This is a genomic window from Mesorhizobium sp. M1027, assembly GCF_040318745.1.
GTDB lineage: Bacteria > Pseudomonadota > Alphaproteobacteria > Rhizobiales > Rhizobiaceae > Mesorhizobium.
Genome location: NZ_JAMYMW010000010.1, coordinates 24413 through 44212, shown reverse-complemented (window position 1 = coordinate 44212; position 19800 = coordinate 24413). Strand labels below are relative to the sequence as shown.

Below are 19800 nucleotides of genomic sequence, written 5' to 3'. Positions count from 1 at the left end.
GTGTGACGGATTAGCTCTTGGAGATTTTAACGAATGGTTAACCCGCGGGCCATGAGACGGGTCTTTTCGGGGGAAAACCGACGCCCGCTGCGCCGAAAAGACGGTGATGTGATTTCTGGCGCCCGGTTTCGGTAGCGAGTGCACTTTAGGAAGGAATGATGTTCATTGATCGGCAACAAAACCGTTGTCCGATTGTCATCAGCGCCACATATTGGCTTTGCGGAGGTGCCCCCTTTCGCCAATGACAAACGGGAGATGAAACATGAAGTTCTTCGGCTTTGCGGCCGGTATCGCCGCCACCGTGACCCTGCTTTCCACCACCTCTGCCTTCGCCGTCACGCAGATCAGCTGGTGGCACGCCATGACCGGCGCCAACGCCGAGGTCGTCGCCAAGATCTCCAAGGATTTCAACGCCAGCCAGAGCGACTATGAGCTCGTTCCGGTGTTCAAGGGCACCTATCCGGAGACGCTGAATGCCGGCATCGCTGCCTTTCGTGCCGGGCAAGCGCCCGATATCCTCCAGGTGTTCGACGTCGGCACCGGCGTGATGATGGCGGCCGAGGGTGCGATAAAGCCGGTGGCCGATGTGATGACCGGCGCCGGGATGACTTTCGACAAGAGCCAGTATCTGCCCGGCATCGTCAGCTATTATTCCAAGCCGGACGGCACCATGCTGTCCTTCCCCTACAACTCCTCCTCGCCGATCCTCTACTACAACAAGGACATCTTCCAGAAGGCAGGCCTCGACGTGAACAATCCGCCCAAGACCTGGAACGAGGTTTGGAAAGCCGCCAAGAAGATCAAAACGAGCGGCGCCGCCTCTTGCGGCTATACCTCGACCTGGCTGACCTGGATCCATCTGGAGAATTTCGCGGCGTGGAATGACGTGCCTTGGGCCACCCAGCAGAACGGCCTGGCCGGCGGCGACGTCGAACTCAAGATCAATGCGCCGATTTTCGTCAACCACTTCCAGGCGCTCGCCGACCTGTCCAAGGACGGCACGTTCAAATATGGCGGGCGCACCTCCGAAGCCAAGCAGATATTTCTCGCCGGCGAATGCGGCATCTTCACCGAATCGTCGGGCGGCCTCGGCGATATCGTCAAGTCCGGCATGAACTATGGCATCGGCCAGCTTCCCTACGATAGTGACGCCAAGGGTGCCCCGCAGAACACGACGCCGGGCGGTGCCAGCCTGTGGGTGTTCGGCAACAAGTCGGACGAGGAATACAAGGGCGTTGCCGCCTTCTTTGCCTATCTGTCCAAGACCGATGTGCAGGAATACCTGCACCAGAAGTCGGGATACCTGCCTGTGACGCTCGCCGCATATGAGGCGACCAAGAAATCAGGCTTCTATGACAAGAACCCCGGCCGCGAGACACCCATCCTGCAGATGATCGGCAAGTCGCCGACCGACAATTCGAAGGGCGTGCGCCTGCCGAATCTGCCGCAGGTGCGCGATATCCAGAACGAGGAGCTGGAGAAGATGCTGGCCGGCCAGCAAACCGCCCAGCAGGCCCTCGACAATGCGGTCGCGCGCGGCAACGCCGCAATCAAGGAAGCCCTGGACAACTAACGAGATCGTCTCGGTCAATCGGTTGGAATATCGCCCACGCGAGCGCGCGTGGGCGATGCCTGGATAGCGAGGGAAATCAGCCTGTCTCCACGCGTCGTCTTTCCCAACAAGATCCTGCCCTACCTGCTGGTGGCGCCACAGCTTGCCATAACCCTGGTTTTCTTCTACTGGCCGGCCGGTCAGGCGCTTTACCAGTCGATGCTCAGGCAAGACCCGTTCGGGCTGAAGAGCAGGTTCGTCTGGTTTGCCAATTTCCGGAAGGTGCTGGCCGATCCGGCCTACCTCAACTCGATCACGGTCACGGTGGTGTTCTCGCTTGCGACCGCGATCGTTGCCATGGTTGTGGCCCTGCTGCTCGCGGTCATGGCCGAGAAGGCCGTGCGCGGCAAAGGCCTCTACCGCACACTGTTGATATGGCCTTATGCCGTGGCGCCGGCGATTGCCGGCATGCTTTGGCTTTTCCTGTTCAACCCTTCGATCGGCTCGTTAGCCTATTTGCTGAGAAGCCTCGGCATCCCCTGGGACCCACTGCTCAACGGCACCCACGCCATGATCCTGCTGGTGTCGGCGGCTGCCTGGAAGCAGATCAGCTACAACTTCCTGTTCTTCGTCGCCGGCCTGCAGGCGGTGCCGAAAACGCTGATCGAAGCGGCGGCCATGGACGGCGCCGGCGAGACCAAGCGCTTCTGGACCATCGTCTTCCCGCTGCTTGCGCCGACAACCTTTTTCCTGCTGGTCGTCAACACCGTCTATGCCCTGTTCGATACGTTCGGCATCGTTCATGCCGTCACCGGCGGCGGGCCGGGCAAGACGACCGAGACGCTGGTCTACAAGGTCTATAATGACGGCTTCGTCAATCTGATCCTGGGCGACTCGGCGGCGCAGTCGGTCATCCTGATGGCCATCGTCATCGCGCTCACAGCGATCCAGTTCCGCTATGTGGAACGCAAAGTCCACTACGGCTGAGGGCAGCGATGATCGGCCAGTCCCCGCTCCGCACCTTCATCGCCCATGCCGTGCTCATCCTCGGCATATTGATCGTGGCTTTTCCGATCTACTACACCTTCGTGGCCTCGACGCACACGCTGCAAACGATCCTCAGGCCGCCGCTGCCGCTCTTGCCGGGCAGCCAGCTATGGAACAACTACAGTGAGGCGCTGTTCGGCGGCATCGGCCGTATCGGCGGGGTCAGCGTCGGCAGGCTGCTCCTCAACACCACGATCATGGCGCTCGGCGTTGCGGTCGGAAAGATCTTCATCTCGATCCTGTCGGCCTACGCGATCGTGTTCTTTCGCTTTCCGCTGCGCATGACTTTCTTCTGGCTGATCTTCATCACCTTGATGCTTCCAGTCGAGGTGCGCATCCTGCCGACCTACAAGGTGATGGTCGATCTCGGCATGATCGACACCTATGCCGGCCTGATCGTCCCGCTGATCGCCTCAGCCACCGCAACGCTGCTGTTTCGCCAATTCTTCATGACCATACCGGGCGAATTGGTCGAGGCGGCGCGTGTCGACGGTGCCGGGCCATGGCGCTTCTTCTTTGATATCCTCCTGCCGCTGTCGCGGACAAACATCGCCGCGCTGTTCGTGATCCTCTTCATCTACGGCTGGACGCAGTATCTTTGGCCGCTGCTCGTCACCAACAGCAACGACATGAACACCATCGTCATCGCGCTAAGAAAGATGGTCTCCTTCGCCGATGCCGACACCCAATGGCACCTCGTGATGGTCACGGCAATGCTGGCCATCGTGCCGCCGATTCTCGTCGTGGTGATGATGCAACGCTGGTTCGTGCGCGGCCTGGTCGAATCCGAAAAGTGAGACTCTGATGGCGACCGTCGATCTGAAGGACGTGAAGAAGGTCTATCCCAGCGGCGTCGAAGCCGTGAAGGGCGTCTCCATCGCCATTCCCGACAAGGAGCTTTGCGTGCTGGTCGGCCCGTCAGGTTGCGGCAAGTCCACGCTGCTGAGGATGATCGCCGGGTTGGAGACCATTTCGGCCGGTACAGTCGCCATCGACGGCAAGGTGGTCAACGCCATCGGCCCGACCGAGCGCGACATCGCCATGGTGTTCCAGAATTACGCGCTCTACCCACATATGAAGGTCTATGACAACATGGCCTATGGCCTGCGCAACCGCGGCACGCCGAAGGACGAGATCGATAGCAGGGTACGCTCGACGGCCAAGGTGCTGGAGCTTTCGGCGCTGCTCGACCGGCGCCCGCGCGAGCTTTCAGGCGGTCAGCGCCAGCGCGTCGCCATGGGTCGCGCCATCGTGCGCAACCCGAAGGTCTTCCTGTTCGACGAACCACTGTCCAACCTCGATGCGAAATTGCGCGGGCAGATGCGCATCGAGATCAAGAATCTGCAGCGCTCGCTTGGCGTCACCTCGGTTTATGTCACGCACGACCAGCTTGAGGCGATGACGCTGGCCGACATCCTCGTCGTCATGAACGCCGGACTGGTCGAGCAGACCGGCGCGCCGCTTGATGTGTACGAGAAACCGGCCTCGACCTTCGTCGCTTCGTTCATAGGCGCACCGCCGATGAATCTGCTGGCGCTCACAGGGGCCTCCCCAAGCTTGGTATTGGCCGACGGTACGGTGATTGGCTTGGCGCCTCGACAGGGCAAGGCGGTGACACTGGGCTTTCGTCCGGAGGACGCCGATATCACCTTCGCGGCAGAGGCGCCGGCCGGCGCGCTCGCGCTGCCGGCGACAGTGGAAGCGGTCGAACCGGTCGGTGCCGAAAGCTTTCTCCATTGCGTGGCAGCCGGCAGCCGCATCGTGGTGCGCGTCTCAGGCCGCGCCAGCGCCAAGCCAGGCGACCGATTGCGCGTCGTGGCCAGGTCCGAAAAGCTGCATTGGTTCGATCAAGCGGGCAAACGGGTCGATTGAAATCGGCCTTGCGCAAAACCGTTCAGGCAAACACATGCGCCTTGCCCGACACGGTCAGCCGCACGATCTCGCCGACCGCAGGCGCGTCCATGCCCGGCTTGCGCAGGATCAATGGCGTGTTGCCGATGGCGGCGGCGTCGGGCGGATCTGGGCTGTTCAAGAGACGTACGGCGATCGTGCACATCGAGCCCGCGAATTCGGATTCCGTGACCTCGCCGAACAGCATGTCCGGCGTGCCGGACATGCCTTCACGCGAGGTTCGTTTCAGCAGCACCTGCTCGGGCCGCAGCATGATGCGGGCGATGTCGCGCCGCTCGGTGCTGTCGACGGCGATGCGGCCGAGCGGCGAGGTGGCGAAGCCATCAGCGATCCGGGCCGGCAAGACGATGGCGTCGCCGAGGAACTCGGCGATCATCCTGTCCTTCGGCCTGAAATAGAGCTCGCGCGGCGTGCCGACCTGCGAGAATTTGCCGTCGCGCATCACCGCGACCTGGCTGGCGAATGACAGCGCCTCGGCCTGATCATGGGTGACCAGGATGGTGGTGATGCCGGCGGTTTCAAGGAGCTCGGCCACGGCCTTGCGCATCGAGGCGCGCAGGCCGGTGTCGAGCGCCGAGAACGGCTCGTCGAGCAGCATCAGCCGCGGCTTCATGGCCATGGCGCGGGCGAGCGCGACGCGCTGCTGCTGGCCGCCGGAGAGCTCATGCGGGCGGCGCCTCAGGATTCCTTTGTCCAGTCCGACGACATAGGCGAGCTCGGCGATGCGCTCACTGCGCTTTTCCTCGTGACGCCCCATGCCGAAGCCGATATTGGCGGCGATGCTCAGATGCGGGAACAGAGCGCCGTCCTGCGCCACCAGCCCGATGCCGCGGCGATGTGCCGGCACGGCCGTGTCGCCATCGGCCAGCACCTCGCCATCGAGCACGATGCGGCCCTGGTCCGGCGCCTCGAAGCCGGCGATCAGCCGCAGCAAGGTGGTCTTGCCGCAACCGGATGGCCCGACGATTGCCGTACGGCTGCCGCTGACCACGCTGAGGTCGACGCCGGCAAGTGCTGCGACAGGCCCGTAGTGCTTGTGGATGCCGCTCAGCTCGAGAAAGCTCATCGCCCGGCCATCCGCTTCGACTGGACGTAGAGCAGCCAGGTCAAAGGCAGCGACATCGCTACCATGATCAGGGCATAAGGCGCCGCCGACGCATAGTCGATCTCGCCGCTATAGGACCAGAACGCCATGGCCAGCGTGCGGGTGCCGTTGGGTGCCAGCATCTGGGTTGCGGTCAATTCGTTCATGATACCCAGCGCGACCAACGCCATGCCGGCTGCGGCGCCCGGCGCCGACAGGCGGATGGTCGTCGACCACAGCGCCTTGAGCGGCGACCGGCCTAGGCTCGAGGCGGCGCGTTCGAGCTCGACTGGCGCCTGTGCGATCGACGCCCTGAGGCTAATCAGGGCGCGCGGCAGGAACATCAGCGCATAGGCGACCAGGATGGTGAACAGGGTCTGGTAGAGCGGCATGGCGATACGCACGGCGATGGTGACCAGCGCCAGCGCGATGACGACGCCAGGCAACGCGCCGACGATATAGTTGCAGCCCTCCAGGACGCGTTGCAGCCTTCCCGGCGCGCGGATCGAGATCCACGCCATCGGCATTGCCGCGACGGTGGCGAGCAGCGCGCCGGCAATCGCCAGGAACAGCGTCTGGCCAAGCGCCAGACCGATCTCGTCGAGCCGCCAGACATTGGCGCCGCCGGCCACGAGCCAGCGGCCGATGGTGGCGAACGGCACGCCGAGCGCCAGTAGCGTGGTAATGGCAGGCAGCAGCAGGCAAGGAATGGTGGCGCGCCCAAGGCCCGTGCGCTGCTGCTGGCGCGCAGCACCCGAACCGACGCGGGCATAGCGCTCTTCGCCGCGTACCAGCACCTCCAGCCCGAGCAGCACAAGGCAGCAGGTCACCAGCACGCCGGCCAGCATGTTGGCGGCGGGACCGTTGAAGGTCGACTGAAACTGGTCGACGATCGCGGTGGTGAAGGTGTCGAAGCGGATGAAAACGTAAAGGCCGTATTCGGCCAGGAGGTGCAGGCCGACCAGCAGCGAGCCGCCGCAAATGGCGAGTCGGAGCTGCGGCAGCACGACACGCCGAAACACGCGCCATGGGCCAAGCCCGAGGGCCGCTGCTGCATCTTCGAGAGCGGGATCGAGCCGGCGCAAAGCCGCCGCTATCGGCAGATAGAGGAACGGGAAATAAGCGATGACGGACACAAGCACGCCGGCCCACAGGCCGTGCAGTCTGGGCGCCATGGTGATCCAGGCGTAACTGTGGACGAAGGCGGGAATGGCGAGCGGCGCCACCGACAACCAGGCCCATAGGCGGGCCCCCGGCAGATCGCTGCGCTCGGTCAGCCAGGCCAGCGCCACCGACAGCACGATCGAAATCGGCACGGTCAGCACCACCAGCAGACTGGTGTTGACCAGAAGTTCCCCGACGCGCGGCCTGAACACCAGCGCCGCCACGGTTTCCCAGCCAGTCTGCACCGCCACCCAGACGATGAAGGCAAGTGGCAGCAGCGCGAAAAGCGAAACAAAGACGGCAGCCAGTGCAATCCATGAGACCGACCAACGACGTGCCCGCACGGCCGTCGTATCGGCTGGCAAGCCTGAAGGTGCAAGATCGATCGCCGACTGCATCAGATCAGACGTTGTGCCGTTTCCGCCCGAAGGCGGAAACAATCGTCGGCGAATGCGGCGAGCAGCTTGTGGTCATGGACAAATGCCATCTTGAAAACAGAGCGCTCCCGCGGAAAGCGAATTCCCACAGGAGCGCAGTCGGTTGCCCTTTTAGGACGAACGCCGGCTAAAGCAAGCCGGCCGCCGTCATCAGGTCGGTGACCTTCTTCGAGTTCATTGTCGTCGGGTCGACTTTCGGCGCCTGCAGATCGGCCAGCGGCACCAGCTTCGGATTGGACTCAGCGCCCTTGCCGACTGCGTATTCGAACGAATCGCCTGTCTTCAGTACGTCCTGGCCGCCCTTGCCGGTGACCCATTTCAGGAAAGCCTGCGCTTCCTTCGGGTGCTTGCTCGAGGCCAGCACGCCACCGCCGGACACTGAGACGAAAGCGCCGGGATCCTGGTGCTTGAAATAGTGCAGCTCGACGTTCTTGCTGTTCTCGCCGGTCTTGGCCTGATCGCCGTAATAGTAATAGTGATAGATCACGCCGCCTTCGACCTCGCCGGCATTGACCGCCTTCATCACCGTGCTGTTGCCCTTATAGGCGGTAAAATTCTCCTTCATCGCCTTTAGCCATTCGGCCGTCGCTGCCTCACCCTTGAGCTGCAAAAGCGCGCTGACGATCGCCTGGAAATCGGCGCCGGAGGGCGATGCGGCCCAACGGCCCTTCCAGCTCGGATCGGCGAGATCGAGAAGCGATTTGGGCAGCTGGTCGGCGGCCAGCTTGGTCTTGTTGTAGGCAAAGACCGTGCTGCGCGCGGCGATGCCGACCCATTTGCCGCTCGCCGGCTGGTACTCCTGCGGAACCTGGGCCAGCGTCTCGGTGTCGACCGGTGCGAACAGGCCGGCCGCCTCGACTAATGCCATGGCCGGCGAATTCTCCGTCAGGAATACATCGGCGGGCGAAGCGGTGCCTTCCGCAACGATCTGATTGGAGAAATCGCTGTCGCCGCCATTGCGGACGGTAACCTTGATGCCGGTTTCCTTGGTGAATCCCTCCGCCCAGGCCTTGGTCAGGTTTTCGTGCTGGGCGTTGTAGACGACGATACCCTCGTCCTCTGCTATTGCCGGGCCGGCGATCAGGCTGATTGCAAGTGCTGTCGCACCGGCAAGGGCGGAAAGAGCATATTTCATGGCGTCGTCCTCGATTTCGATGGTCGTTGGCTTGGCACGCTGCACCTACCAATACATGACTAGCGCAGTCAACATTGCTGGCCCACTCAATTGCTCAAAAGGCCAAACTTTCGTGATGCTCAGCTAATTTGCCTTGGACATTATTTCGCCGGCCCCGTAACAAATCAGCGCCGAGACGCGAATATCGGGGAGTGAACTCTTGTGAGCGGCAAGGACGAAGCCGAGCTTTCACGGCTGCTGCGGGCCGCGATCGCCGGAGACGAAAGGGCCTATGCCGACTTTCTGCACCGGATCGCCGCGCTCGTTCGTGGCTTTGCCCGGCGCAAGATCGTGCAGGGTGGGGTGGATCCCGAGGATGTCGTGCAGGAAACCTTGCTGGCCATTCATGTGAAACGACACACCTGGCGCGATAATGCGCCGGTGCTGCCTTGGGTCTATGCAATAGCCCGCTTCAAGCTGATCGACGCGTTCCGGCGGCGCGGCCGGCGGATCGAGGTCGAGATCGACGAAATCGCCGAGACCTTTGCCGAGCCGGAATCGGAGACGGTGAGCGAGCGCGACGTCAACCGGGCGCTCGACAGCCTGTCGCCGGCACAGCGTTCCGTCGTCTCGGCCGTATCGGTCGAAGGCCGTTCGATCGGCGAGACGGCGGCCAAATTCGGCATCAGCGAGACGGCTGTGCGGGTGTCACTGCACCGCGGGCTTGCCGCCATTGCCAAACGGTTCGGGGCGAGGCGGGAATAAAAATGAGGACGGAAGATCTCATCAAGGCGCTCGACGCCGATGCCCGCAGCAAGGCGCTGCCGCTAGGCGCCGCCTGGTGGCTTGCCGCCGGTGCGGCCATGGTGATCGCGGCCGCGGTTTTCTGGCTGACGATCGGCCCGCGCCCCGACATTGCGATCGCCATGCAGACGATGCGGTTCCTGTCCAAATTCGTCTTCACGATCGCTCTTGCCGCCAGCGCCTTTGTCCTGGTGCGTGCGCTGTCGATGCCCGGTGCATCGACGGGCCGAGCGGCGAGCTGGATGGTCGCTGCGCCGCTGCTGGTGATTGTGGCCGTGATTCTCGAACTCTTCGCCGTGCCTGCGTCCGACTGGGGCACACGCCTGGTCGGCACCAACATGGTCATCTGCCTGACCTTCATTCCGTTGATCGGGATCGGCCCGCTTGCCGTCTTTCTCGCGGTCCTGCGCCATGGCGCGCCGACAAGGCCGGTGCTTGCCGGTGCGGCCGCGGGCCTGCTTGCCGGCGGGCTGGCGGCGACCTTCTATGCGGCGCATTGCTTCGACGATTCGCCGCTTTTCGTCGGCACCTGGTACACAATCGCGGTCGCCATCCTTGCCGTGCTCGGGGCGCTCGGCGGACGACTTTTTGTGCGCTGGTAGCGATAAGGATCAGCGTGTCGGAACGGGATGCTCGCCGCGATAGTCGTAGAAGCCGCGCCCGGTCTTGCGGCCGAGCCAGCCGGCCTCGACATATTTGACCAGCAGCGGGCAGGGGCGGTATTTCGAATCCGACAGTCCGTCATGCAGCACCTGCATGATCGACAGGCAGGTATCGAGCCCGATGAAATCGGCAAGCTGCAGCGGCCCCATCGGATGGTTGGCGCCGAGCTTCATGGCGGTATCGATGGCATCGACCGAGCCGACACCTTCATAGAGCGTGTAGATCGCCTCGTTGATCATCGGCAGCAGGATGCGGTTGACGATAAAGGCCGGGAAATCCTCCGAGACGGTGATCGTCTTGTCGAGCTGCTTCACATAGGTTTTTGCCGCCTCGAAGGTCTGGTCCTCGGTGGCGATGCCGCGCACCAGTTCGACCAGCTTCATCACCGGAACCGGATTCATGAAATGTATGCCGATGAAGCGTTCCGGCCGGTCGGTCTGCGAAGCCAGCCGTGTGATCGAGATCGATGATGTGTTCGTCGCCAGGATGGCCTCGGGGTTGAGCTGCGGGCAGAGCTGGGCATAAATCTTGCGCTTGACCGTCTCGTCCTCGGTCGCCGCTTCGATCACCAGATCGGCGCCCGCAAGGTCGGCCATGGCCGGCGCCGCCGAAATGCGCGCCATCGCTTCATTGCGCAGCGTTTCCTCGAGCTTGCCGGAGCCGACCTGACGGGCCATGTTGCCGCTGATCGTAGCGATGCCCTTTTCGATGCGGTCGGGCGAAATATCGTAAACCAGCACCTTATAGCCCGCCAGCGCCGACACATGGGCGATGCCGCCGCCCATCTGGCCCGCGCCGATGATGCCGATCGTCTCGATCTTGCTCATTACCCGATCCCGTCGAGGCCTTTGCGGCCCGTTTTTTGTGCAGTGCAAACTAAAAGGGCGGGGCGACTTCGTCTACCCCACCCCTCGGAATTTAATACGCTTTGGCAGAAGGCGTCAAAGCGCCTTTTGCAGTTCCGGCAGAATGACGAAAAGATCGCCGACGAGACCGTAGTCGGCGACCTGGAAGATCGGCGCCTCCTCGTCCTTGTTGATGGCAACGATCACCTTCGAATCCTTCATGCCAGCAAGGTGCTGGATGGCACCGGAGATGCCGACGGCAATATAAAGGTCGGGCGCTACCACCTTGCCGGTCTGGCCGACCTGCCAGTCGTTCGGCGCATAGCCGGCATCGACGGCGGCGCGAGATGCGCCAACCGCCGCACCGAGCTTGTCGGCGACCGGCAGGATGACCTCCTGGAACTTCTCGGAGGAGCCCAGCGCACGGCCACCCGAGATGATGATCTTGGCCGAGGTCAGCTCTGGACGGTCGGTCTCGGAGAGCTTGTTCTCGACAAAACTCGACAGGCCGGGATTGGCCGCCGCCTGAACCGTCTCGACCGGCGCGGAACCACCCTCGGGTGCTGCCTGGAAGGAAGCGGTGCGCACCGTGATAACCTTCTTGGCGTCACTCGACTGCACCGTCTGGATGGCGTTGCCGGCATAGATCGGCCGCTTGAAGGTGTCGGGCGACACGACTTCGATGATTTCCGATATCTGGGCGACATCGAGCAGCGCCGCCACGCGGGGCGCGACGTTCTTGCCCGACGAGGTCGCCGGCGCGATGATCGTCTCGTATGGCTCAGCAAGCGAAACGACGAGTGCCGCCAGCGGTTCGGCGAGACGCTCGGTCAGTTCGTCAGCGTCGGCGAGCAGCACCTTGGTGACGTCCTTGAGCTTGGCGGCTGCGTCCGCTGCCGGCTTGGCACCTTTGCCGGCAACCAGCACATGCACGTCCGAACCGATCTGCAGCGCCGCCGAAAGTGCCTTGGCGGTCTGGTCGGAAAGCGCAGCGTTGTCGTGTTCGGCAATCAGAAGAATAGCCATGATGTTTTCCTGACTTTCGTCTTCGAGGCTCCTGAAATCCGGTCAGGCCGAGTCGAAAACGGTTGGTTTCGAGAACCGGAGCGGAGCGTACTTCAGTACGTGAGCACCGGAAGCGGAGAAACCGGCCGTTTGCAGGCCGGCCTCATCGGATTTCCTTAGAGCACGCCGGCTTCGTTCTTCAGCTTGTCTACCAGTTCGGCGACGCTCTTGACCTTGACGCCCGCCTTGCGGCCGCCCGGCTCCTCGGTTTTGATCACCTTCAGCCGCGGCTTGACGTCGGCGCCGTAGTCGGCAGGGCTCTTCTCGTCGAGCGGCTTCTTCTTGGCCTTCATGATATTGGGCAGCGACGCGTAGCGTGGCTGGTTCAGGCGCAAATCGGCGGTGACGATTGCCGGCATCTTCAGTTCCAGCGTCTGCAGGCCGCCATCGACCTCGCGCGTCACCGTGGCCTTTTCACTGTCGAGCACGATCTTGGAGGCGAAGGTGCCCTGCGCCCAGCCGAGAAGTGCGGCCAGCATCTGGCCGGTCTGGTTGGAATCGTCGTCGATCGCCTGCTTGCCGAGAATCACAAGGCCGGGCTGTTCTGCCTCGACGACGCCCTTCAGCACCTTGGCGACGCCCAGCGGCTCAGTCTGCTCGTCGGTCTTGACCAGGATGGCGCGGTCGGCGCCCATGGCGAGCGCCGTGCGCAAGGTCTCCTGTGCCTGCTGCGGCCCGATCGACACCACGATGATCTCTTCGGCCTTGCCAGCTTCCTTCAGCCGGATCGCCTCTTCCACCGCGATCTCGTCGAACGGGTTCATCGCCATCTTGACGTTGGCGAGTTCCACCGCCGAACCGTCCGCCTTCACCCGGACCTTGACGTTCGCATCCACAACCCGCTTCACGGGCACAAGGATCTTCATTTGCCTGTCACCTCTTTCACGATAGTCTCTTCACGCTCGTCGGGTGCGCTATAGCAGCGTGCACCTCTTCAGAGTTGTCGAAAGCCGACATTCCGGACGGAATTCTGGTCTTCGCCACACCAGTAGGGTGGCGCTTCCGTAGTTGCGGCGACCCCGCGCGTCAATATCCGGGGCGCACTCGGATCCTCGGCGAAGCACTCAAATCAGTTCAGTCCGGACCGGAAACGCTTCCCCGGCCCCAGCGCGGCGCCGGCTGCGCAGGTTGCGGTTCGCTTGGCGCCGGCTCCACGGCTACGGGCACCTGGCCGGCGACCACCACAGTCTCTTCATCCGCCGCGGCGAGCAGCGGCACGCCGCGGCTGCGCAAGACAAGCACCAGCACGGCTCCGGCGATGATGCCGCCGATATGGCAGGCCCAGGAAACCTGATCCTCGCCTCCCTGGGCAAACATGAAGATCTGGAACAGGATCCACAGGATGAGCGGGATGAAGGCCGGGATACGCAACGGGATGCGGGCGAAGGCCAGCACCCACACCTTCACGCGCGGATAGAGGATCAAATAGGCGGCGACCACACCGGCGATGGCGCCCGACGCGCCGATCAGCGGCACTTGCGAATCCCAGGCCACCAGACCCTGGAAGAAAGCGCCGGCAATGGCGCAAAGCAGGTAGAAGATGAGGTAGCGGATGTGGCCGAGTGCATCCTCGACATTGTCGCCGAATACCCACAGGAACAGCATGTTGCCGCCGAGGTGGAAGATATCCGCGTGCAGGAAGGAATAGGTCAGGTAGCTCAGGCTCTCGGGAATGACGACGAATTGCGGAGCGAGCTCGACGCTGTCATGCACGACCGACGGGATGAAGCCGAGGCCCAGCACCGCGGCGTTGGAGAAGTCCTCACCGCCAAGCGTGGTGACAAGGTAGATCAACACATTGAGCGCGATCAGGCCGATGGTCACATATTGCAGCTTGATGTGCCGCAGCCTGTTGGTGTCGTAAAGCGGGATGAACATCGGGTCCCCAGCTCGGCGGATTTCAGCGGTTCTTGCCAGGAACCCATAGCACGTCGGCGTTTCCGTTGTCATTGACCGCGCGCGCGGCAACGAACAAGAAGTCCGAGACGCGGTTGATGTACCTTATTGTCTCGCGGTTGACGGGCTCGTTTGGGTCTTGCGACAGCGCCACCATGATGCGCTCGGCGCGGCGCGCGACCGTACGGGCGAGGTGAAGGGCGGCGGCGGCCGGCGTGCCGCCATTGAGCACGAAGGATTTGAGCGGCCGCAGATTTTTATTGAGGAGGTCGATGTCCTGTTCGACGCGGTCGGTCTGCGAGGCGACGATGCGCAGCGGCTCGTAGTCCAGCGGCTTGCCATTATCGGGGACTGCCAGATCGGCGCCGAGATCGAAAAGATCGTTCTGGATGCGGCCGAGCATCGCATCGATCGCCGGATTTACTGCCGCTGTATGGATGCGGGCCATGCCGATGCAGGCATTGGCCTCGTCGACGGTGCCGTAGGCGTCGATGCGAAGGTCGGATTTCAGCCGCCGCTCGCCGGAGCCGAGACCGGTGGTGCCGTCGTCGCCAGTGCGGGTGTAGATCTTGTTGAGCTTGACCACGGGGTACCTCCCGACTGGTGCTGCGTCACTTACGGGTGAAATACACCGCCAGCATGATCAGCACCAAGGCCACGAACTGCAAGAGCACGCGCGTCTGCATCAGCTTGTTGGAGGTCATGCTGGAGCCGCCGCGCATCATGTTGATGAGGCCGCGCATCAGCACGATCACCACTGCGACCATGACAAGAACGGCGAGGATGTTGAAGACGGTTGCCATGGTGTGTTCCAGTTGAATTGCGTTCAGGCGCGTTTGGCGAGCAGACGGTAGAGTGCAGATGCCGGCAGGATGCGTTTAAAGATCGCGCCGATCCTGGCCGGCACTGTTACCACATAATGCGGGCGCGGGCGCCGCGACAGAAGCGCATGGTGCAAGGCGGCATAAACCACCTCCGGCCCGGGCTTCAGCCGCGATGTGCTGCCGCCGGCCCGCAGCCGTTTGAGTTGCGCCGCATAGGCGAGGCGATGAACGGAATTCTCGTGATCGATATTCGCCAGGAACCATGCGAGGCTGTTGCTGGCGATCTTCGATCTTACCGGCCCCGGCTCGATCAGCGAAACATGAATGCCGCTACCCCGGAGTTCTTGATAGAGGGACAGCATCAGCCCTTCGATAGCGTGCTTCGATGCCGAGTAGGCGCCGCGAAAAGGCACCGGCGCGAGGCCGAGGATCGATGAGCAATGAACGAGACGACCATGGCCCTGGCGGCGCATCACCGGTACGACGCGGCGAGTGAGATCATGCCAGCCAAAGACATTGGCCTCGAACTGCTGCCGCAAAGCCTGGACCGGCAGGTCCTCGACGGCGCCGGGCTGTCCGTATGCGCCATTGTTGAAGAGCGCATCGAGTCGGCCGCCGGTCCGTTCCAGCACCGACGTCACCAGCGCCTCGATCGATCCGGGCTCGGTGTAGTCCAGATAGAAGGCCTCAATGCCGTCGGCCTCGAGCGCGGCGATATCCTCGGGCTTTCGGGCCGTTGCGAACACCCGCCAGCCTTCCTTCTTAAGAGCATGGGCGCAATAGGCGCCTATACCGGAAGAGGCACCTGTGACAATGATGGTGCGCAACTCTTTTCCGGGAGGAATGGTGGTTTGACCTAGGGTTGTCATTTACTGCAAACCCTTCCCATATTCGCGGCGTCCGGACAATCGAAGGGAACGCGGTTCTTGTTGCGGAAGATCGTAGCCCTTAAACGCGTCCTCTACGACGCGCTCGGCCATTTCAACACCGACGACGGCTGGGCAATGGCCAGCCATCTGGCGATCACCGCGCTGATGGCGCTTTTTCCTTTCCTGATCTTCGCTACGACGCTGGCGAGTTTTTTCGGCGCGCAGGCCTTCGCCGACACCGCCGTGCACCTTGTGTTCGACACATGGCCCGAGCAGATCGCCAAACCGATCGCACGCGAAGTGCTCAACGTGCTTACCGTTAGGCGCAGCGACCTGTTGACGTACGGTATCGTGCTTGCCGGATACTTCGCCTCGAACGGCATCGAGGCGCTGCGCACTTCGCTCAACCGCGCCTATCGTGTCTCGGAAACGCGGGGCATCATCTACCGGCGGGTGCAGAGCATCATCTTCGTGCTGATCGCGACGGCCGGGTTTTTGGCGATCAGCGTGCTGCTGGTCTTCGCGCCGTTGCTGGCACGGCTGGCCGAGTCGCATTTCGAATGGATAAAGCCCTACATGGGCACGATCACGCTGTGGCGTTACGTCATCGCCTCGGTCGTCATCATCGGCGGTCTGTTCGCCGTGCATTTCTGGTTGCCGGCCGGCAAGCGCCGCTTCGTTTCGATCGTGCCTGGCATCATCTTCACGCTGATCGGCTGGCTTATCGGGTCGACCATCTTCGCCGCCTATCTCGATCATTTCTCGTCCTATGTGACGACCTATGCCGGCCTCGCCTCGATTATGATCGCCGTCGTATTCCTCTATATCGTCTCGGCGATTTTCATCCTCGGTGGCGAGCTCAACGCTGCGATCAGCCGCTATTTAGAGGCGCGTGCGAGAGTCGGCTGAGTTAAGCATGATCTTTTCCGAAAACCGGTTCCCACTTTTTGGGATCATGCTTTTGGCGGCTGAGCGGTCGCCAGCCCGACGCCGAGCGTCGCGATCGCCATGCCGGCGATCTGGAGCGGGCTCAATTGCTCACCGAACAACGCCCAGGCGATGACCGCGGTGACGGCCGGCACGAGGTAAAACAGCGAGGCGACCTTCGACATCTCGCCGTCGCGGATCATCACCATCAACAGGAAGATGGCGCCGATCGATAGCACCAGCACGAGCCAGGCCATGGCGAAGATCAGTTCGCCGTTGACGATGACCGTTCGAGTCTCGAAGGCGAGCGAGGCCAGAGCCATCACCGATGCGCCGCCGACATATTGCCAGAACGTGGCAGCCACCAGATCGCCGCCGGAGGCGAAACGCTTCTGCCAGATCGTGCCCGCACTCATGCCGAGTACGGAGACCAGCGAGGCGCCCAGTGTTTCGGCCGTCACCCCGCCGCCGAGCGCGCCGAGCTTCGGCCAGAGCACGATTACCACGCCGATCAACCCGAGACCGAGACCGGCCCAGTGGCGCGGCAGGATGGCCTCGCCCAGAAGCCGGCCGGCGAGCACTGCCGTGATCAGCGGCTGCAGGCCGACGATCAGGGCTGAAAGCCCAGCGGGCATGCCCCGGTGGATGGCCCAGAACACGCCGCCGAGATAGACCCCATGCATCAGGATGCCGGCGCCGGTCGCGTGCAGCGCCTCGTCGCGGGTGGCGCGGCTCGAACCAAGTGCGGCCATCAAAGCGACAAGCAGGATTGCGGCCAGGACAAAGCGCGCGGCCAGGAAAGTAAAGGGCTCCGCCCACGGCATGGCATAGCGCGCGCCGATGAAGCCGGTCGCCCACAGGACGACGAAAGAGGCGGGGATGAACCGCTTGAGGCTGTGCATTTTTAGGAGGCCGCGGTGAATTCGGGTGAGGGATCGACTGCGGCGACTGCTTAATGCCGTTCGGGCCGGCAAGCAAAACCAAACGGTTGATCCATAGAGTCATTTGAATTGAAGGAGCGCCGTTGATGGCCGTCAGCTCGCCGGTCTAGCTAGAGACCGACCAGCCGCCTTACATCGTCGGGCGAGGCGCCCGCCGCACGCTGGGCGGCAAGGCTGGTATCGCCAAGACTCTTCGACAGTTTTCGTCCGTCCGGGCCGAGGATCAGGCGATGGTGAAAATAGGCCGGCTGCGGCAGGCCAAGCAACTGCTGAAGCAGCCGCTGCACACTGGTCGCGGAATAAAGGTCCTGGCCGCGCACGACATGGCTGACGCCCTGCAGTGCGTCATCCACGGTGACGGCGAGATGATAGCTGGTCGGGATTTCGCGGCGCGCCACGACCACGTCGCCCCAATCCTGCGGATGGGCTTCGACACGACGCGTCGCGGAGAGCGTCTCGTCCGTGTATTCGGCCCATGACAGGTCCTTGCCGGCGCGCCCTATTGCCGCATCGACGTTCAACCGCCAGGCAAATGGCACATTTTCGGCGATGCGCCGTTTGCGTTCGCTCGCCGGCAGCGCCTTGTCGGCGGCGGGATAGAGCGGCACGCCGTCCGGGTCGCGCGGCCAGTCGCGGCCGCGCTTTTGGCTGTCGGCGATGAAGGCGCGGATCTCACTTCTGCTCATGAAGGCCGGATAGACAAGCTCCGCCTCGATCAGCCGCTCGAGCATCGCCCGATATTCGGCAAAATGCTCGGACTGGCGGCGCACCGGTTCCTCCCAGCCAAGCCCCAGCCATTTCAGGTCGCGAAAAATGCCTGCTTCGAATTCCGGCGTGCAGCGCGTCGTGTCGATGTCCTCGATGCGCAGCAGCAGGCGTCCGCCCGCCGCCTTTGCCAATTTCTGATTGAGCAGCGCCGAATAGGCATGGCCGAGATGCAGTTCGCCGTTCGGGCTCGGCGCGAAGCGGAATGTCAGCAGTGTCATTGTCCGGCGGGCAATCGGGTTGTGCGGCGCTTTCGCCAATTGCTACTTTGCGCCGGCGGCGTCGTGCGTCCAGAGGGACACGTGACGAAACGTGCGGCACTTTTGATTCTGGAACAAGCAGACATGCAACGCATCGCCAGCCTCGACGACATTGCGCAAGGGCTGGATAGGCTATGCTTGCTCGACCCACGCCTGGAAAAAGTGCGCGGCAAGGCCGGCGAGGTGCCGCTCAGGCTATCGGAGCCGGGGTTCAGGAGCCTTGCTTCCATCATCGTTTCGCAACAAGTGTCCCGCGCGAGCGCCGATGCCATCTTCGGCCGCCTGACGGAACTGCTCGATCCGCTGACGCCGCAGGCGATCCTTGCCGCCGATGAGGCGATCTTTCGCAAGGCGGGACTGTCGCGGCCCAAGCAGCGCGGCCTGATTGCCGTCGCACAGGCGGTGGCCGACGGGCTCGACCTCGATCACCTCTGCCAGCTCGATGCAAGCGAGGCTATCGCGGCCATGACCAGAGTGCCGGGCATCGGCCCGTGGACGGCTGAAGTCTACCTTTTGTTTGCCGCCGGACACCCGGATATCTTTCCGGCGCGCGACGTCGCTTTGCAGAGCGCGGTCGGCCATGCGCTCGGCATCGACCCGCGTCCGCCGGAGAAAATGCTGATCCGGCTTGCCGAATCATGGAGCCCGTGGCGCGGTGTCGCATCGCGGCTTTTCTGGGCTTATTATCGCGAATTGAAGGGCAGGGATGCCGCGCCTCCGGCCTGAATCCGCAAAAAAGCATTGAAATCATGCGTTTTTGAGACCCGGCATGATCGACAATCCGCTTCACATCCCTGTCATGTCGGGCTTACAGTATCCGCGTCGACCGGTTCTAGGGTGAAGGAGGTCAACGACGTGACGGTTGCCGTATCTCCGGATGGGCTTCCAGCGCTGGTGCTGAATGCGGATTACCGTCCGCTCAGCTATTACCCCCTGTCGCTCTGGTCCTGGCAGGATGCCATCAAGGCGGTGTTCCTCGAGAGGGTGAACATCGTCGCCGAATACGAACACGCCGTCTCTTCGCCGACCTTTTCGATGAAGCTGCCGAGCGTCGTCAGCCTGAAGGCTTACGTGAAGCCGTCGAGGCATCCGGCGTTTACCCGTTTCAACGTCTTCCTGCGCGACCGTTTCCAGTGCCAATATTGCGGCACGCCGGACGATCTGACGTTCGACCATGTCATTCCGCGCCATCGCGGCGGCGCCACGACCTGGGAGAATGTCGTCGCTGCCTGTTCCCCCTGCAATCTGAGGAAGGGCGGCATGATGCCGGCCCACGCCAAGATGTGGCCGCTGCAGAAGCCCTACCAGCCGACGGTGCATGATTTGCATAATAACGGCCGGCTGTTCCCGCCCAACCATCTGCACCAAAGCTGGATGGATTATCTGTACTGGGATGTCGAACTCGAACCATAGAGTTCGGCAGAGATCCGCCATGCCGGTCGCCTGACGCAGCTTTCTGCGCTTCCGGCCTTCGCCGGCCGAAGCATTCATGAGCGGTCGTGGCGTGGTAGTTAAGGCTACGGCCGGCGTAGGCCAGTGCTCACGTAGTTTAGCACGCTCCGCTCCGGTTCTCGAAAGCCACGTCATGCACTCCGGCCTGACGAATTTCTGAACGAATTCTGCGTTGTGCCA

The 19800-nt window shown here is 62.7% G+C and carries 21 protein-coding genes; 9 read left to right on the top strand and 12 right to left on the bottom strand.

Annotated elements, in window-relative coordinates; genetic code table 11:
* The first annotated feature begins 262 nt into the window (after positions 1 to 262).
* From ugpB to ugpC, 4 genes are all read left to right on the top strand, one after another.
* On the top strand, positions 263 to 1573 hold the full coding sequence (ugpB, locus tag NKH50_RS19835; RefSeq protein ID WP_352880592.1) for a sn-glycerol-3-phosphate ABC transporter substrate-binding protein UgpB: 1311 nt from the start codon (positions 263 to 265) through the stop codon (positions 1571 to 1573).
* A gap of 81 nt (positions 1574 to 1654) precedes the next feature.
* Complete coding sequence (gene ugpA / locus NKH50_RS19830) at positions 1655 to 2539, top strand: sn-glycerol-3-phosphate ABC transporter permease UgpA (RefSeq protein ID WP_352880765.1); 885 nt, start codon at positions 1655 to 1657, stop codon at positions 2537 to 2539.
* An 8-nt stretch (positions 2540 to 2547) separates the two neighbouring features.
* Positions 2548 to 3396 (top strand): sn-glycerol-3-phosphate ABC transporter permease UgpE, encoded by an 849-nt coding sequence (ugpE, locus tag NKH50_RS19825; RefSeq protein ID WP_352476283.1) that lies wholly within the window; start codon positions 2548 to 2550, stop codon positions 3394 to 3396.
* 7 nt (positions 3397 to 3403) lie between these two features.
* A complete protein-coding gene (gene ugpC, locus NKH50_RS19820; RefSeq protein ID WP_352737908.1) occupies positions 3404 to 4471 on the top strand; it encodes a sn-glycerol-3-phosphate ABC transporter ATP-binding protein UgpC in 1068 nt (355 codons plus the stop codon).
* Positions 4472 to 4493: 22 nt separating this feature from the next.
* Here ugpC and NKH50_RS19815 read toward each other — a convergent pair whose 3' ends face one another.
* The 3 genes from NKH50_RS19815 to NKH50_RS19805 form a co-directional block, all read right to left on the bottom strand.
* Positions 4494 to 5576: an ABC transporter ATP-binding protein gene (locus tag NKH50_RS19815; RefSeq protein WP_352801928.1), complete on the bottom strand. Its 1083-nt coding sequence runs from the start codon at positions 5574 to 5576 to the stop codon at positions 4494 to 4496.
* Positions 5573 to 7156, bottom strand: coding sequence for an ABC transporter permease (locus tag NKH50_RS19810; RefSeq protein ID WP_352737905.1), 1584 nt, complete (start codon positions 7154 to 7156; stop codon positions 5573 to 5575). The genes NKH50_RS19815 and NKH50_RS19810 overlap by 4 nt, the downstream gene beginning before the upstream one ends.
* A gap of 166 nt (positions 7157 to 7322) precedes the next feature.
* Positions 7323 to 8330 carry an iron ABC transporter substrate-binding protein gene (locus NKH50_RS19805; RefSeq protein WP_352880589.1) on the bottom strand — a complete coding sequence of 336 codons (1008 nt, stop codon included), beginning with the start codon at positions 8328 to 8330 and terminating at the stop codon, positions 7323 to 7325.
* Positions 8331 to 8531: 201 nt separating this feature from the next.
* Between NKH50_RS19805 and NKH50_RS19800 the strand changes: the two genes are divergently transcribed.
* Both NKH50_RS19800 and NKH50_RS19795 read left to right on the top strand, forming a co-directional pair.
* Positions 8532 to 9074 carry a sigma-70 family RNA polymerase sigma factor gene (locus NKH50_RS19800; RefSeq protein WP_254816670.1) on the top strand — a complete coding sequence of 181 codons (543 nt, stop codon included), beginning with the start codon at positions 8532 to 8534 and terminating at the stop codon, positions 9072 to 9074.
* Between the two features lie 2 nt (positions 9075 to 9076).
* Entirely contained in the window at positions 9077 to 9715 is a 639-nt protein-coding gene (locus NKH50_RS19795; RefSeq protein WP_352880587.1) for an NrsF family protein, read from the top strand.
* Positions 9716 to 9724: 9 nt separating this feature from the next.
* Here the strand turns inward: NKH50_RS19795 and NKH50_RS19790 are convergent, their stop codons facing one another.
* The 7 genes from NKH50_RS19790 to NKH50_RS19760 all read right to left on the bottom strand — a co-directional run bounded on the left by NKH50_RS19790 (position 9725) and on the right by NKH50_RS19760 (position 15275).
* A complete protein-coding gene (locus NKH50_RS19790) occupies positions 9725 to 10603 on the bottom strand; it encodes a 3-hydroxybutyryl-CoA dehydrogenase (RefSeq protein ID WP_352476291.1) in 879 nt (292 codons plus the stop codon).
* Between the two features lie 114 nt (positions 10604 to 10717).
* On the bottom strand, positions 10718 to 11647 hold the full coding sequence (locus tag NKH50_RS19785) for an electron transfer flavoprotein subunit alpha/FixB family protein (protein ID WP_352880585.1): 930 nt from the start codon (positions 11645 to 11647) through the stop codon (positions 10718 to 10720).
* Between the two features lie 155 nt (positions 11648 to 11802).
* Complete coding sequence (locus NKH50_RS19780; RefSeq protein ID WP_352880583.1) at positions 11803 to 12552, bottom strand: electron transfer flavoprotein subunit beta/FixA family protein; 750 nt, start codon at positions 12550 to 12552, stop codon at positions 11803 to 11805.
* Positions 12553 to 12760: 208 nt separating this feature from the next.
* Positions 12761 to 13564 (bottom strand): rhomboid family intramembrane serine protease, encoded by an 804-nt coding sequence (locus tag NKH50_RS19775; RefSeq protein ID WP_352880581.1) that lies wholly within the window; start codon positions 13562 to 13564, stop codon positions 12761 to 12763.
* A gap of 22 nt (positions 13565 to 13586) precedes the next feature.
* Positions 13587 to 14168 carry a cob(I)yrinic acid a,c-diamide adenosyltransferase gene (locus NKH50_RS19770; RefSeq protein ID WP_352777810.1) on the bottom strand — a complete coding sequence of 194 codons (582 nt, stop codon included), beginning with the start codon at positions 14166 to 14168 and terminating at the stop codon, positions 13587 to 13589.
* Positions 14169 to 14193: 25 nt separating this feature from the next.
* Complete coding sequence (locus NKH50_RS19765) at positions 14194 to 14385, bottom strand: twin transmembrane helix small protein (RefSeq protein WP_352505113.1); 192 nt, start codon at positions 14383 to 14385, stop codon at positions 14194 to 14196.
* Positions 14386 to 14408: 23 nt separating this feature from the next.
* Positions 14409 to 15275, bottom strand: coding sequence for an SDR family oxidoreductase (locus NKH50_RS19760; RefSeq protein WP_352777809.1), 867 nt, complete (start codon positions 15273 to 15275; stop codon positions 14409 to 14411).
* A gap of 57 nt (positions 15276 to 15332) precedes the next feature.
* Between NKH50_RS19760 and NKH50_RS19755 the strand changes: the two genes are divergently transcribed.
* Entirely contained in the window at positions 15333 to 16184 is an 852-nt protein-coding gene (locus tag NKH50_RS19755; RefSeq protein WP_254816677.1) for a YihY/virulence factor BrkB family protein, read from the top strand.
* Positions 16185 to 16228: 44 nt separating this feature from the next.
* Here NKH50_RS19755 and NKH50_RS19750 read toward each other — a convergent pair whose 3' ends face one another.
* Both NKH50_RS19750 and gluQRS read right to left on the bottom strand, forming a co-directional pair.
* The gene (locus NKH50_RS19750) at positions 16229 to 17104 is read right to left on the bottom strand and encodes a DMT family transporter (protein ID WP_352880578.1); all 876 of its coding nucleotides are present in this window, start codon (positions 17102 to 17104) and stop codon (positions 16229 to 16231) included.
* A 149-nt stretch (positions 17105 to 17253) separates the two neighbouring features.
* Entirely contained in the window at positions 17254 to 18129 is an 876-nt protein-coding gene (gene gluQRS / locus NKH50_RS19745; protein WP_352476297.1) for a tRNA glutamyl-Q(34) synthetase GluQRS, read from the bottom strand.
* 123 nt (positions 18130 to 18252) lie between these two features.
* On the opposite strand from gluQRS, the gene NKH50_RS19740 reads away from it, so the two are divergent.
* Together NKH50_RS19740 and NKH50_RS19735 are read left to right on the top strand one after the other, a co-directional pair.
* Complete coding sequence (locus tag NKH50_RS19740; protein WP_352880576.1) at positions 18253 to 18894, top strand: DNA-3-methyladenine glycosylase family protein; 642 nt, start codon at positions 18253 to 18255, stop codon at positions 18892 to 18894.
* A gap of 129 nt (positions 18895 to 19023) precedes the next feature.
* Entirely contained in the window at positions 19024 to 19581 is a 558-nt protein-coding gene (locus tag NKH50_RS19735) for an HNH endonuclease (protein ID WP_254816681.1), read from the top strand.
* Positions 19582 to 19800: the final 219 nt, after the last annotated feature.